The sequence below is a fragment of the Novipirellula sp. genome (assembly GCF_041583735.1).
GTDB lineage: Bacteria > Planctomycetota > Planctomycetia > Pirellulales > Pirellulaceae > Novipirellula.
The window spans coordinates 1-14,279 of the sequence record NZ_JBFHFD010000170.1; the positions used below are offsets into that span (position 1 = coordinate 1).

The 14,279-nt window shown below is 55.9% G+C and carries 12 protein-coding genes and 1 pseudogene; 11 read left to right on the forward strand and 2 right to left on the reverse strand.

The genetic code is table 11. The annotated features are described in order from the left end of the window. The 11 genes from ABX962_RS14495 to ABX962_RS14545 all read left to right on the forward strand — a co-directional run. Window positions 1–230, forward strand: a 230-nt coding sequence (locus ABX962_RS14495; protein WP_372720576.1) for a hypothetical protein, incomplete at its 5' end; no start/stop codon positions are given. Between the two features lie 84 nt (window positions 231–314). After that, the gene (locus ABX962_RS14500) at window positions 315–1,640 is read left to right on the forward strand and encodes a hypothetical protein (protein WP_372720578.1); all 1,326 of its coding nucleotides are present in this window, start codon (window positions 315–317) and stop codon (window positions 1,638–1,640) included. Then, the gene (locus ABX962_RS14505) at window positions 1,633–2,796 is read left to right on the forward strand and encodes a glycosyltransferase family 4 protein (protein ID WP_372720580.1); all 1,164 of its coding nucleotides are present in this window, start codon (window positions 1,633–1,635) and stop codon (window positions 2,794–2,796) included. Before ABX962_RS14500 ends, ABX962_RS14505 begins: the two co-directional genes overlap by 8 nt. Then, window positions 2,797–3,462, forward strand: a complete 666-nt coding sequence (locus ABX962_RS14510) for a hypothetical protein (RefSeq protein WP_372720582.1) — start codon at window positions 2,797–2,799, stop codon at window positions 3,460–3,462. A gap of 3 nt (window positions 3,463–3,465) precedes the next feature. Further along, window positions 3,466–4,725 (forward strand): glycosyltransferase, encoded by a 1,260-nt coding sequence (locus ABX962_RS14515; RefSeq protein ID WP_372720583.1) that lies wholly within the window; start codon window positions 3,466–3,468, stop codon window positions 4,723–4,725. A gap of 12 nt (window positions 4,726–4,737) precedes the next feature. Beyond that, window positions 4,738–5,316, forward strand: a complete 579-nt coding sequence (locus tag ABX962_RS14520; RefSeq protein WP_372720585.1) for a putative colanic acid biosynthesis acetyltransferase — start codon at window positions 4,738–4,740, stop codon at window positions 5,314–5,316. Further along, the gene (locus tag ABX962_RS14525) at window positions 5,313–6,221 is read left to right on the forward strand and encodes a glycosyltransferase family 2 protein (RefSeq protein ID WP_372720587.1); all 909 of its coding nucleotides are present in this window, start codon (window positions 5,313–5,315) and stop codon (window positions 6,219–6,221) included. The genes ABX962_RS14520 and ABX962_RS14525 overlap by 4 nt, the downstream gene beginning before the upstream one ends. A gap of 104 nt (window positions 6,222–6,325) precedes the next feature. Next, on the forward strand, window positions 6,326–7,735 hold the full coding sequence (locus ABX962_RS14530; protein ID WP_372720589.1) for an MBOAT family protein: 1,410 nt from the start codon (window positions 6,326–6,328) through the stop codon (window positions 7,733–7,735). Between the two features lie 29 nt (window positions 7,736–7,764). Further along, window positions 7,765–8,883, forward strand: coding sequence for a hypothetical protein (locus tag ABX962_RS14535; RefSeq protein WP_372720590.1), 1,119 nt, complete (start codon window positions 7,765–7,767; stop codon window positions 8,881–8,883). Window positions 8,884–9,056: 173 nt separating this feature from the next. After that, window positions 9,057–10,505, forward strand: coding sequence for a glycosyltransferase WbuB (locus tag ABX962_RS14540; RefSeq protein WP_372720592.1), 1,449 nt, complete (start codon window positions 9,057–9,059; stop codon window positions 10,503–10,505). 34 nt (window positions 10,506–10,539) lie between these two features. Next, on the forward strand, window positions 10,540–11,130 hold the full coding sequence (locus ABX962_RS14545) for a hypothetical protein (protein ID WP_372720594.1): 591 nt from the start codon (window positions 10,540–10,542) through the stop codon (window positions 11,128–11,130). Window positions 11,131–11,300: 170 nt separating this feature from the next. Here ABX962_RS14545 and ABX962_RS14550 read toward each other — a convergent pair whose 3' ends face one another. Together ABX962_RS14550 and ABX962_RS14555 are read right to left on the reverse strand one after the other, a co-directional pair. Next, window positions 11,301–12,734 carry a vitamin K epoxide reductase family protein gene (locus ABX962_RS14550; protein ID WP_372720596.1) on the reverse strand — a complete coding sequence of 478 codons (1,434 nt, stop codon included), beginning with the start codon at window positions 12,732–12,734 and terminating at the stop codon, window positions 11,301–11,303. A 402-nt stretch (window positions 12,735–13,136) separates the two neighbouring features. Beyond that, window positions 13,137–14,279: pseudogene (locus tag ABX962_RS14555) on the reverse strand (hypothetical protein); the annotation flags it as partial.

Genomic DNA, 14,279 nt, shown 5'->3' on the forward strand with positions numbered 1-14,279 from the left:
ACTTTCCATTGCTGGCGTTCTTTGCCGCCATCTCGGGCGCAGTCCGTTTTGATCATGGGCGGACCAACCTGCTCGGAATCGGACTCGCTTTTGTCGCGTCGGTAGGGTTGAGTTTGATTTCGGAACGACTTCGGCCTGGGTTTGCATCGATGATCAAGTTGCGATTTGCCTGGCTTCATAAGACCGTTAGACCTAACAATCGTCCTGAGGTGGCTGCAACGGTCCAGTAGGCCGTGCATCCTTGTTCAGAAGTTGCCTGTCGCCGTGTTTCCCGCCCTGAGTCTCGCCACGCGATCTGCGGATTGCAAATCGTAATGTCGGATCGAAAAAGACAGATTCGCCTGTTGTTGTGGGCCTACTTTCTTCTGGTCATCTTTGAGGGTGCCCTCAGGAAATGGGTGTTACCTCAGCTTGCGACACCGCTTCTTGTGATACGAGATCCGATATGCATCGCCGCATTGTATTTGGGCTACAAATACTTGCTACAGAACATTTGGGTCTGGGGCTTTGTCGGGGTCGGACTGCTCGCGATTCCGCTGGCCGTTGGGCTCGGTCACGGTAGTCTTTCCGTCGCGTTGTTCGGCGCAAGGATTTTGATTCTACATTTCCCGCTCATTTTCCTTTTCCCTGCGGTCTTTGACCGGAGCGATGTGTGGCATTTTTCGAAAGTGACCTTGCTCATCGCAATCCCGATGACGATTCTGCTGGCGATGCAATTCTATTTGCCGCAATCCCACTTCGTGAACGTAGGCGTCGGCGGCGAGGGAACGTCTGTGTTCAGCGGTGCGGGCGGTCGGCACCGCAGCGCGGGGACGTTCAGTTTTTCCAACGGTGTTGCCTGTTTCTATTCTTTAGCTGCTGCACTGTTTGTCGGCTGGCTGGTAAGCGGGCCGCGACCGCTTCCCAAATGGCTGTGGGTGTCGGGCGGTTGTTTAGTGATTGCGATGCCATTGGCGATCAGCCGGGCAATCGCCTTTCAGTATGCGATCACGTTCTTCTTTGCTGCATTGGCGGCTGGGATTTCTCCAAGGCTATTGAAAAACATTCTTCCGGCTTCGTTGGGGCTTGCGATCGTCGTCGCGTGCGCGTCTCAGTCGGCGGTGTTTCAGACCGCGATGGAAGCGTTCAGTTCACGATGGGAAGCAGCAACTCAAGCAGAAGGTGAAGGCGACGGTGTCGCCGGAGTCGTCGAGAACCGGATCATCGGCTATGGAGTGGTGAGCGCCTTCGAGTCGATCGACACCGTTCCGGTTGCCGGGCTAGGTATTGGAATGGGCACCAATGCGGGTGCGAAATTGCTGACCGGTAGCAGCCACGCTTTTCTCATTGCTGAGGGAGGCTGGGGGGCAACAATTGGAGAGTTGGGGCCGCTGCTGGGGCTCTTGATGATCCTGTATCGTGGCTTCCTAACCGCTTCGATGACACTGCGTTCACTTCTCGCGGTGAAGCTTGGCAACCCGTTGCCATTGATTCTCGGTAGTGTTGGCATCCATTCAATGTTCATGGGAAACACATCTCAACCGACAGCGTTAGGTTTTATCGTGTTGAGCGGCGGACTCATGCTGGCGGCGATGAAAAAGCCGAGGCCTGTTTCGGGATTGCCGGTTTCCCGTCCCAAGAGGCGATCAACACATGCCTAAGCTCATCATCATCGGAAATTACCCGCCGGATCGCCAACAGAGCATGGAACGATTTGCGGAGATGTTGCGGCGCGGAGCGGAGGACCAGGGGATTGCCGCCGAGATTTGGCGGCCCGAAGTGCTTTTTGCGAAGAAGCACTCAAGCACGACGTCCGGGATTTCCAAGTGGCTCGGTTACCTCGACAAATGGGTGCGTTATCCACGAGTGCTTCGCAAGCGAATCGCAACGATGCGTCGCGACGGAACACTGCATGACGCTTGTTTTCACGTCGCAGATCACTCCAACGCGTTCTACATGCGGCAACTTCCCCCTGACCAATCTGCCATCACCTGCCATGATGTCCTGGCGATACGGGGAGCCCGGGGCGACGTGGATGCTCATTGCCCCGCATCGAAGGCCGGCAAGCTGATGCAGGCTTGGATCCTGCGGAATCTTACAAGATCCAAGAAGGTTGCAGCCGTCTCGGCCACCACGCTCACGCAACTGCAGTCACTTGCAAAATCGGTGACCGATGCCTGTCCACCGGACCAACGTGACTGGAGCGTCGTGCTTAACGGGTTTAACGCGAATTTCTCTCCGATGCCCTGCCACGAGGCGAAGCCATTGCTTCAATCAGCGGGGGTTGATCCTGAAGAATCCTTTCTGCTTCATATCGGTTCGTCGCTCGGTCGAAAGAACCGGGCGATGTTGCTGGAGATGGCGGCGAAAGCGGGGACGCAATGGAGCGGGGCAATTGTTTTTGCCGGTGCTCCGCTGACTTCTGAGCTCGAATTGCGGGCTTCGCAGCTGGGACTCGCAGAGAGAGTCATTCAGGTGCGACGTCCCGACCATGAAACGTTGAGGGCTCTCTATAGCCGTTGCTTTGCATTTGTCTTCCCGTCCTTTTCGGAAGGCTTTGGGTGGCCGCTAATCGAAGCCCAGGCATGTGGGGCCCCCGTGATCGCGAGCGATGTGCAGCCGATGCCCGAGGTCAGCGGCGGTGCGGCCATCCACGCGAATCCATACGATCCGCACGCATTTGCGGAAGCGATCACCGAGTTGCGAAACCCTGCCCGTCGATGCAGTCTGATCGAAGCTGGGCGACTCAACTGCGAGCGTTTCAAACCCGAAGAGATGATGCGTAAGTATTTCGAGATGCACGGGCTAGGCAACTGAATGAAGAAGCTGCTCTTCCTCGCAATCATCGTACTTCCTTGGTCGATCAAACGAATCATTCTCCAGCGTTGGCTCGGATACCAGCTCCATCGAACCGCGAGAATCGGACTCGCGTGGATCTTTCCGAAACACTTGGTGATGGGGCCATCCTCTCGAATTGATCATTTCAGTGTTGCGATTCACCTGGACAGGCTGGAACTGGGTGAGTCGTCGAAGATCGGACGTGGAAATTGGATCACTGGTTTCCCAAAAAACAACCCGAATCATTTCCAGCACATCTCCGGCCGTCGACCGGAATTGGTCGTCGGTACGCAGAGTGCGATTACGAAAAACCATCATCTAGATTGTACAGAGCGAATCTTGATCGGTGACTTTGTCACCATCGCTGGGTATGGCTCCCAATTCTTGACTCACTCGATTGACGTCATTGCGAATCGCCAGGACGCACGCCCCATCACGATCGGTGACTATTGTTTCATCGGGACGGACTCAGTCGTATTAGGAGGCGCCGTCTTGCCGCCGAGTAGCGTCCTTGGGGCGAAGTCTTTGTTGAGCAAGGAGTACACGGAATCGCATCAGCTCTACGCAGGTGTGCCGGCCAGGCGAATCAAGAGTCTCCCGAATGATGCCAAGTACTTCACTCGTGAAACGGGTTTTGTGAACTAACAAATGCGAATTCTACGCACAATTCCGACGATGGATCCAAGTTCCGGCGGTCCCTGTCAGGGGATCCGAAACCTGGTGCCGGCACTTCAATCGCTCGGTGTCGAAGACGAGGTCGTCTGCTTGGATGATCCGATTCGCACAGTGGACCCGTTTCCGATTCATCGCATCGGCCGTGGAGCCGGACCTTGGGCCTTCTCGGCTGCTCTTCGCCCATGGCTAGACCGAAATCTTGAACGTTTTGACGCGGTGATTGTTCACGCCCTCTGGTTGTATCACTCCTCCGCCGTCACACGTGCAATCGCAGATTACCGAAAACACCATGCAAGAACACCCAAGCTGTTCGTGATGCCGCATGGGATGTTGGACCCCTGGTTTCAGAACGATCCTTCAAGACGCCTGAAAGCCTACCGCAACTATCTGTACTGGAAACTGCTTGAGAACCGTGTGATCAATCAAGCCGATGGCATCCTGTTTACTTGCCAACGAGAATTGGAACTTGCCCGTGAACCCTTTCGGCCCTACCGACCGCGTCGCGAGTTCAACGTCGGGTACGGTGTCGCAAAACCGCCTGAGTTTTCAGTGTCGATGCGCGAACAATTCCAACAGAAGTGTCCGCAACTCAAGGGCCGATCCTTCTTGCTTTACCTCAGTCGGATTCATCCCAAGAAAGGTGTCGACCATTTGCTGCGAAGTTACGCTCAGCTCGCCAAAAACCACAGCGAAAAACTGCCCCCGCTTGTCGTCGCGGGTCCCTTGGATTCCGCTTTTTCTCGACAGATGCAGGCTCTCGCATCCGATCTGGGCTTAACCGATCAATCCGGCAGTGGCGAAACGGCTCGGCCGACGGTTTACTTTCCCGGAATGCTACAAGGCGACGCAAAGTGGGGCGCGTTTTATGGATGTGAAGCCATGGTATTGCCCAGCCATCAAGAGAATTTTGGGATCGCGGTCGTCGAAGCTCTCGCATGCGGAAAACCTGTACTGATTAGCAATCAGATCAACATCCACCAAGAAATCGCCGCGGACGGTGCGGCCATCGTCGACGAGGATACTGAGGAGGGCACAATGCGGCTGCTGCGAGGATGGACAGGGCTTTCCGGTCCGCAGCGGGCCGAAATGGCGGCGGCGGCAAAGTCGTGTTATACGAATCATTTCTTGCCTGAGGCTGCCGCCAAGCGATTGATCGCCGCGATCAATGATTCTGTGGCCGGAGCAGAAGAAAAACTCTGTCGGCACAATCGCGTTGTCGTCAGCGCGTCCTGAGGAGAGGTCTTTATGTCAAGTAGTGCGTTATTAGATGCGTCAGCGGCGAAGCCCAGCGAAGGTGGCGCCAGCTACTCTTTGGGTAACCGGTTGATGCGCGTGTTTTGGAAATTCACGTGGCTCATCCTCGCCTCTTGGACACCTCCCCCGTTACATCGGTATCGGGTCGCGATCTTACGGATGTTCGGCGCGGACATCGACTGGACCGCTCATGTGTACTCGAATGTCAAGATTTGGCTTCCGAGCAATTTGGTAATGGAACCGCACGCCTGTTTGGGGCCTGGCGTTAATTGCTACTGCATGGCTCGGATCAGGCTTCGCCGTGGTGCGATCATTTCTCAGGGGACGACCTTATGTGCGGCAACGCATGATATTCGCGACCCTGATTTTCAGCTCGTTGCAAAACCGATTCAGGTGGGCGAAGGAGCGTGGGTCGCCGCGGAGGCGTTTGTCGGCCCGGGAGTCAGCATCGGTGATCGCGCAGTCATTGGGGCACGTTCCGTCCTGTGCCGCGACGCCGAGGAAGAAGGAGTGTATGTGGGAAACCCCGCAACCTTGATCAAGAAACGTGGTGGTTCAAACTGCAAATGATCGATTTAACAATCGTCATCCCGACGAAAAATGATGGGGAGAGACTCTCGGAATGCTTGCAGGCGATCGGCAGGGGATTCGCGTCCGAAATTGTCGTCGTTGATTCCTGCAGCCAAGATGCGACAGCGAGCATCGCCGCAGAGCATGGTGCCACGCTTGTGCAATTCCAGTGGGACGGCAAATTCCCCAAAAAGCGAAACTGGTTCCTCCGCAATCATACGCCAAAGACTCGATGGGTACTTTTCTTAGATTCCGATGAGATTCTCTCGGATGATTTCAAACGGGAACTCGCCAACACGCTTCCGAAGTCCAAGGCATCAGGGTATTGGTTGAATTATTCGATCTACTTTCTGGGGCAGGAACTGAAGCATGGGTATCCGCTGAAGAAGCTGGCGCTGTTTCGTGTCGGGGCCGGTGAGTATGAGCGGATTGATGAATCGCGATGGAGTCACCTGGACATGGAGATTCATGAGCACCCGATCATCGATGGTGAGGTGGGGAAGATCGAAAGCAGGATCGATCACCGCGACTTTCGCGATGTTTCCCACTACATCGCAAAACACAACGAGTACTCTTCTTGGGAAGCACGTCGGTTCTTGCAGATGAAGACGCGCGGCGAGACAACGATGCCGCTGACGCTGAAACAGAAAATCAAGTATCGGTTAATCGAGTCGCCGTTTGCGGGCATCGTCTACTTCTTCGGCGCGTACTTCATGATGGGCGGCTTCTTGGATGGGAAGCGTGGACTCGCGTTTGCGATCCTGAAAATGGGCTACTTCACGCAGGTGTACTGCAAGATTCAAGAGCTTCAAATTGCACCAGGCGAAGCGACACAGATGGGCGTTGTGAAGTCCAACCACGAGTGCCCGGAGTCGGCCCTTCAGTCGACTCAACCTGTTCCTTGAAATGATTGCCGGTTGAACCTCATCCGTCAGCCAACGATTGGCGATTGGCGGATGTTGAACGGCGTTGCGAACGGCCCGGTGTTTTCCGTTCAGCGGTTGTAGAAATGCTATTCAATTCGTGGTTTTTCCTGCTCTTCCTGGCGACGCTTTTGCCGCTCTACTTTCTGCTGAAGCACCGCGCACAGAACGTATTGCTGCTTGTCGCCAGCTACACTTTTTACAGCTTTTGGGACTATCGTTTCCTCTCTCTTATTTTTGCATCCACGCTCTGTGATTACATCATCGCGAGAACACTGCAAACGACCGAAGGTGAAACACAGAGAAAGGTGTTGCTTTCCGCCAGCTGCATCCTGAACCTCTCTTTGTTGGGAATTTTCAAATACTTCAACTTCTTTGCTTCGAGCTTTGCTGGCGTGTTGACGGCCTTGGGACTGCAGGCCAACTACGAAACGCTACAGATTGTACTGCCCGTGGGGATATCGTTTTATACGTTTCAAACCATGAGCTACACGATCGATGTCTACCGTCGTTCACTTGACGCGGAAACGAACTTCCTCAATTTTGCGCTGTTCGTATCGTTCTTCCCCCAACTAGTCGCGGGGCCGATCGAGCGGGCCTCGAACCTGTTGCCGCAGATTCGATTGCCACGCACGGTCAGTGTCGCCAATTGGATCGACGGTGGTTGGCTGATCCTGAAGGGATTCTTCTTGAAGATGGTGATCGCCGACAATCTTGCGATCGTTTCCAATGAAGTGTTCTCGGTGACTCGTCCCGAGTCATGTCTATTGGCCTGTATCGGAATCCTCGCATTCACGTTTCAGATTTATGGGGACTTTGCCGGCTACTCGAAAATCGCGAGAGGCGTGTCGTTGTTGCTAGGAATTCGGTTGATGCGCAATTTCGCATTGCCCTACAGTTCGCTTAACCCGTCCGAGTTCTGGAGTCGGTGGCACATTAGTTTATCCAGTTGGCTGCGAGACTATTTGTACATTCCGTTGGGTGGTAGCCGCCACGGACGGCGGACCACCTATCGCAATCTGATGACGACCATGGTGTTGGGGGGACTGTGGCATGGTGCCGCCTGGACGTTCGTCGCATGGGGTGTCTTTCACGGACTCCTGCTGATTGCCTATCGGGCGAAAGACGCATTGGTGGAACGCAGTCGAGCTTCAGCGATCGGGGTGTTTTTTCAATGGCTGGTCTTTTTCGCGTTTACCTGCTTCGGCTGGCTGTTGTTTCGGGCTGAATCATTTCCACAGGTACTGGGTTTCTTGCAAGCGCTGGCAAGCTTTGACCTGACGCCGACCAATCAGGCCGTGTTCTTGGCCGTGCAGCTTGCGATCTTTGCGGGAATGATGATCAGTTTCGATGTCTTAACAAAAGACTCTGACCATCCTTCCGAAATCCGAGGTTGGAATTTCGGCATCGGTCCGTCGCTATGCACTGCGATTCTGATTGCGATCATTGTGCTGACACCATTGCAGTCTGAGGCGTTTGTCTATTTTCAGTTTTAGTTTCGCCGGATACGTCTCAAGTCTGCAACATGAACAACTCCGATCGCCCTGCTGTCAAGTGGATGGCATTGCAATGGATCTGTTTGCCCATCCTAATGATCGCCGTTGTTGAGCTGACGTACCAAAGTCGGTGGAGCACTGGTGGATCACTCAATTGGTATCGCGACCGAATCATCACCTCGGAACTACCTCGTTCGCAGATTCTGTTTGTCGGCACCAGTCGCACACGATCGGCCGTCGATGAGGATGTATTTCGGCGGGCGATGATCGGATCGAAGGCGAGATGCGTGATCAACCTTGGGATGGGAAATTGCCCCCCTACAATACATTTGCACGCACTGCGAAATCGACTCGCGGCGAACCCGGATGCACTTCGGGGATCGACCATCTTCGTCGAGACGCCACAGTGCCTACCGAGTTTCTACACATTGGATGAGTTCTTTTGGGATCACGAGATCCGGGAATCCGATCCCTGGCGTTGGCACCTCTATTTAGATTCGGTTACCACCATCGATCCGGTCACACTGATGTCGTCCCATCTCGATTTGGAAGGTCGGATCAAGTTGGCCATCCGAGCTCCGCTGCGAGACTTTCTGGTGCTGGGAAAACGCGAGATTATTGGGATGAGTTGGCGGGGCATGCTGAAGAGCAAGATCCAGACGATTCTAGATTCTACGAAGGTTGAGCGACCGCCGGGGATCGCCGACTTGGTTGCCGAGGGCGGCATTCGGACGGACTCCGATAGGGTCCAGGCGATGATCCATTTTGAGGATACGTTGAATTCGGCGATTCGCGAATTTGAGAAGGATCTGCCACCAACGGAAGACACGCCTGCAGGTGAATTGATCGATTTGGCATTGGCCAATGGGGCGAAAGTCGTGTGTTTTGATGTCCCGATGCATTCTTCAAGGGTCTCACTCTTTCGGAATTCCGAACCGATCCAGAACGGAATCGAGGCCTTTCGTGAATTCATTGCCGAACGCGGCGTGGCCTTCGTGGTGGCAGACTTCCAATACAGCGATGTCGATTTTCCAGACCGGTCGCACCTTTCAAAGTCCCGTTCACCTGAATTCACAAGACGTCTCGTCCATGCGTGGCAGACGCGGAGCAGGACGAACGTTGCTCACCTATCTTCACCGACGATGTGAGGCAATGGCGTGTCTGCATTTGTCCGAAGGTGCGTTTTTTGGGGACGGGTTCTGCGGCCACGCTTCGGCCAGTCCAGCGACATGATGAACTCGCCAATGTCAGCTGGTGATTTTGGATTGACGGGCTGGAAGGCCATCCCACGTTGTTCACTCTGAAGGGACGAAGAAAACGAATGAGAATACTACTACACGGCTTGAACTACGCGCCCGAAGAGATCGGGATCGGGAAGTATTCGGGGGAGATGGTTCAGGAGCTTGCCGAGGGTGGGCACGACGTGGTCGTTGTCACCACACCTCCCTACTACCCTCAATGGAAGATCTTGGACGGATATCGCGGGAGTCTCTATTCGCGAGAAGTGACCGAATCGGTGGACAGCAGGGGACGTGTCGAAGTGATTCGATGCCCGTTGTGGGTGCCAACAACCGTCTCGGGGCTGAAACGCGTGATCCATTTGGCGTCCTTCGGATTGTCGAGCATTCCGGCAGTGTTTTGGAGCGTGATCCGGTTTCGCCCTGACGTTGTGATGACCGTCGAACCCGCCGCCCTTTGTATGCCGACGACATGGATTGCTGCACGTTTGACCGGAGCCAAGGCTTGGCTGCACGTTCAGGATTTTGAGATCGATGCTGCCTTTGAACTCGGAATTCTCAAGCAGCCGATGTTGAAACGATTTGTATTGGCTGCCGAAGCTTTTCTGATGCGACGATTCGATCGTGTCTCCAGCATTTCACCGAACATGCTGATGAAGCTCGTCCAGAAAGGAGTGGCCGAGGAGCGTGTGGTTGCATTTCCCAATTGGGTCGACTGCGATGTGATGAAGCCGCTTGAGCCAATGGCCGATCCAGATGCCGACCATTCGGAGGTCACTGACGGCACCGCAGAGAGGAAGCGGACGATTGATTCCATCCGTGCAACATTCGGAATTCCGACGGGGAAGTGTGTTGCGCTGTACGCGGGTAATATCGGAGCCAAGCAGGGGCTGGAGATTATCTTGGACGCCGCACGCCAAACCACTCGAGATGAGAATCTACACTTCGTGATCTGTGGACGTGGTGCCGCCTACGATGATTTGCTGAACGCATCGCGGGGTTTGGCAAACGTCCAATTCCTTCCGGTCCAGCCGATGGAGCGGTTTAACGAATTGATGAATTCGGCAGACATTCATTTGCTTCCCCAAAAGGCCGACGCCGCGGATCTGGTGATGCCGTCCAAGTTGACTGGCATGCTCGCCACCGGACGCCCCATCGTCGCTTGTGCTTCAATCGGAACCCAAATTGCCGATGTCGTTGACGGACACGGCATCATCGTGCCGCCGGCCGACTCTGCCGCATTTTGCGACGCAATCGTCCGATTGGCCGGTGACCGCAACTTGCGGGAAACATTGGGCGCCGCGGCGCGCGTTTATGCGGTCAAGCACTTGGGGCGAAAGTCGATTCTAGCGCAATTCATTCGTGATCTACGACAGGCATGCTCGATCGGTGACGAACCATCACCGGTCGACATCGCGGACCGACCGGGCTATCAAGTCCGTATCGATGCTGCTCAGTCCAAGTCAGATCTGGCTGCAGGCGATCGATCTCGCGAGGTTTGCGCAAAGGTACGCCAACCATCAAGTCTCTGAGGACGGCAGTTTCAACACAAATGGATGCACACCATTGGCAGCCAATGAATTCCCGGAGATCTCCACCGTCCCGCCGGAACGTGGAACGCCGAAATCGTGGCGACTGAGGTTGGTTGGTGTTTGGTTTGTGGTGACGTTAGGCGTCGCGGCCTACGCGATTGTCAAACCATCGACCACCGCAGCAGATTTGGTGTTTTTGCCGAGCCCGGTCGTCTCTTGGTTGGACGCCCAATTCGATTTCCGCACCTTCGTGATGACGATGGCCGTCTGCTTGATTCCCGCCTGCTTGTTGGGTGCAGCGGCTTGGGATGCCGTGCGACGCCAGATGCTCGCCGCCGCGTTGGCGTTGTTGGTAGGTCTGGAATTCTTACAATTGTGGATCCCCTCACGTAGATTCAGCTTGGCCGACGTGGGCTACACTTTCGCCGCAGTGGTGATCGTCGAGAGCCTCGTCCTGCTCGGCCGCTGGACCGGCGGACTGGCCCTTGGAGCCACACCAAACCACGACGACAGCGACAGCATCACTCAACCAGGTCGATGGACCGTGGTGGAAAAATCGTTGTTCGCGTCGGTTTGCGTCGTGCTGATCTTGGCTCAGTTGGCATACATCCTTCTTGCCGAATGACACGGGGGATCGATGCGATCCTGCCGCGTCGAACTTTCGGGGCCGACGATTAAACGTCACCGGCTGTCCCGGCCGGCAATTCCCCCCCTCGGCGAATCGAACGCTTGCGATTGCGCAGCGATAAACGGTTGCCGTGTGGTCTTTGCGGTCGTTGCGGCTCTCGCCCGTCTCTAAGAAGACAGGTGTTGGTTGATCAAACGAATCATCGCGTCGGATGATTCGATGGCTCCGACGGTCGTCGCCTTGGGGAACAGGAACTTGGGGATCGTCCCGGCACCGCCTTTTTGATACAGCGTGACGTGCTGCTTGATGAAGTCGGCGGGCAAGGTGCTGCGCAAGTGCTGATCCAGTTTGTCGCCGTCGACGGTTGCCTTTGCCTTCGCCATCGCTTGTGCGTAGCCGGGCTGGGCGTCGAACAGGTAACTGTGAAAACCGTCGAATTGGCTGCGGTCGGTCAGCCAAACGGCGATCGCCAGCTTGGCAAGCTCACAGGATTCGCGATGACTGGCATGGGTCGAGCGGATGGTCGGGTTGCACTTGCCGTCGAGTGGGACCGGCAGCGTGACCACCGCGAGACGATCACCGTACTGCTTTCTGACCTGTTCAATGGTCTCGTGCGTTCGCCGGCAGTGCGGGCAGGTGTAGTCAAACATCTCCACGAGAACCAGCTGCGCATCGGGCTTGCCCAGCAACGGCCAACTGGCGGGGGCCAGTTTCATTCCGTTGAGAATGCTAACGGTGCGGGGTTGGCTGGCCGGTTCGGTGACCTGGAGCGTCAACAGTGACGCCGGATGGACCAGCACCGCGACGACGGACTCGAACTCACGTCCGAGATCCTTGGCCAGCTGATTTGAATCCGCATCCAAAGATGCGACCGGTGATTCAAACAGCATCTCTTCTTGCGGCTCGATCGGCGATGTCACGGACGTTCCAACCTGAGCCGGAGCCGCGTCGGGGTATTCGATCACCTCGAACGTCTCCGGTTCCGCATTCATGCTCTGCAACGCGATCAACCCGATCAAGGAGAGGCCGGCAAACCCTGCCGACCACTTCAGTCCAGCCGAGGTGATCGGGCGATTCCACAGGAACGTCGCGGCGAGAACGATCCCGCAGCTGTGGGCGACCAGGCAGTAGGGACACAGGTGATTGAGCGAAAACACTTGCAGGGCGACAAACCAGATCGCCGCCAATCCGGCGGTCAGCGACGCAGCGCCCAGGATCGTCCAGCGCGTTCGTGCAACGGACTCCGACACCGGATTCCAAAGCAGTAGCGAGATGACGGTGGCGTACAGCGCCAACGCGGGAACACTGACCGGCAGGGACAAGACCGTCGACCACCGACTGTGCAGCACGTGTTCACAATTGAAGAGGCTGCCTCCGTCGCAACCGGCGACGGGGGATGCGGTGAAGGACGACCACGCCAGGTAGCCGCTGGTTCCCAGAGCCACGACACTGGCGATCAGCATCACCCACCACGGCCGCGAGTGCGCGTGGAGCTGAAGGGGTTGGTTGACCGTCTCACTGCCCGCCGCACGGGGACGCAACACGCGTCGCTGCTCGTGGCGAAGAGGAAGATAGGCGGGGTGAAGATTGCCGGCGGACATCGCGTAGCTCCGATACAAGCGGTCGTTACATGGTGCGGGAGAGAAGGTGTGTAGAAACCTCCGTTAAGCCCTCTGCAGAATTTGTGCCAACGTTAAAAAACTTTAAAAACTCTGGAGAAAAACCACACGCAGGGGACGGATTGGCATCAAAGGAGCCACGTTGGTTCCTCCGCCGCCAAATGATGGCTCCCTCTCGAACGGGCGACTCCCGTGGCGCACCGATCTCTGGCGGAAAAAAACCTTGCTCCGCCGGATAGTCCTTTTCCACCGGATGGGCGTCTTGCTCGCCCGTTCTTGACTGACCAGACCGACCGCCAGTTGACGGGCATCAATCGGTTGGGGAGGCGGTCGGTTCGCCGGGGGTGGGGCGATGGGAGTGCTGATGGGCTCTGATCGCTTGGATCAATCAAGCGATTTGAGGAAACGTATTCCGAAGTTGCCATAGTCTTGGCCGTCGATGTCACCGTCACCGTCGTAGTCCAGCTGAGGATTGAAATTCGGATTCAGCGAATTTTGCAAAAACGTCAATCCAAAGCGTCCATAGTCCTGTCCGTCGACGTCTCGGTCGCCGTCGGTATCGCCGAAGAGTCGGAAGAAGTCGTCGGTTCCCGCTGAACCGGTGTAGAAATAGTCTTCGGACATCGAGATTCCGCCCTGCCCGATTCCGCCCTGGCCAATGACGTGGCCGGCGCGAATCCGCAGTTCATATTTGCCGTCAACCAAAGTAGTTGTCGAGGCCCCGGACCCCTGGTGTGGCGACGTGGCTGCTCCCGCGAAGGTCAGTTTTGCCGAGGTCTTGTTCCCGTTGTCTGCCGCGAGCACGTTGATTTGCCCCACCTGCGTCTGGGTCGACGTGTTCGTGAGCACGAATGCACTAGCCAGCTCGGCGTGCTCGACCAATTGATCGAAGTTCACAGTGACCTCGGTGACAAGGCTGCGAGAGGCTGATTGGCCAACTTGGATCGAATCGACCTTCGGCGGATGAGCGTAGATGGCGTTGGAATGCCATGCCAGCGCATACGTTTCTCCAGGGCCGGAATTGGCGACGTCACGGCGGAGCACCTGTAGTTCGTATCGCCCCGGTTGCAGATTGGTCACGTGCAGGTGTTCGACATTATCGACCGTGCTTTCAGATCGCGCGACCGGTACCGAATCACGCAACAGAACGAGATCAAGATTGTCCTGTGCGTCGTTGGGGTCGACATAAAAATTGTCGCTCGAATCGATACGCCCGTTTGAATTGACGTCGTTCCAGAACGTATGTCGATCCCAGGTCAGCGTGACGTCGATTTCGCCACCAACCGTGGCGTTGCCGAGATCGTAGGTCACGATTCCGCCGCCGGAGTTGACTGTACCGAGCAGTTCGCCAAAGTCGTATCCGAGAGCAGTGACCCGCCCCGGAGGCTGTTGCCCGGATGAATACATCTCGTAAACACGTGACAGGTTGAGCACTCCAGTGCCTTGCTGGTTGTCCAATGGTTGCGTGATGGAATTGCTCCAGGGTGAACCGTCTGCGTCGAGCGTTTTGATTCCGGAATTCATGAC

Excerpts from the sequence above, each read along its gene's own strand:
- ABX962_RS14500 (WP_372720578.1), top strand. The coding sequence starts at position 315 with ATGTCGGATCGAAAAAGACAGATTCGCCTGTTGTTGTGGGCCTACTTT.
- ABX962_RS14505 (WP_372720580.1), top strand. The coding sequence starts at position 1,633 with ATGCCTAAGCTCATCATCATCGGAAATTACCCGCCGGATCGCCAACAG.
- ABX962_RS14510 (WP_372720582.1), top strand. The coding sequence starts at position 2,797 with ATGAAGAAGCTGCTCTTCCTCGCAATCATCGTACTTCCTTGGTCGATC.
- ABX962_RS14515 (WP_372720583.1), top strand. The coding sequence starts at position 3,466 with ATGCGAATTCTACGCACAATTCCGACGATGGATCCAAGTTCCGGCGGT.
- ABX962_RS14520 (WP_372720585.1), top strand. The coding sequence starts at position 4,738 with ATGTCAAGTAGTGCGTTATTAGATGCGTCAGCGGCGAAGCCCAGCGAA.
- ABX962_RS14525 (WP_372720587.1), top strand. The coding sequence starts at position 5,313 with ATGATCGATTTAACAATCGTCATCCCGACGAAAAATGATGGGGAGAGA.
- ABX962_RS14530 (WP_372720589.1), top strand. The coding sequence starts at position 6,326 with ATGCTATTCAATTCGTGGTTTTTCCTGCTCTTCCTGGCGACGCTTTTG.
- ABX962_RS14535 (WP_372720590.1), top strand. The coding sequence starts at position 7,765 with ATGAACAACTCCGATCGCCCTGCTGTCAAGTGGATGGCATTGCAATGG.
- ABX962_RS14540 (WP_372720592.1), top strand. The coding sequence starts at position 9,057 with ATGAGAATACTACTACACGGCTTGAACTACGCGCCCGAAGAGATCGGG.
- ABX962_RS14550 (WP_372720596.1), bottom strand. The coding sequence starts at position 12,734 with ATGTCCGCCGGCAATCTTCACCCCGCCTATCTTCCTCTTCGCCACGAG.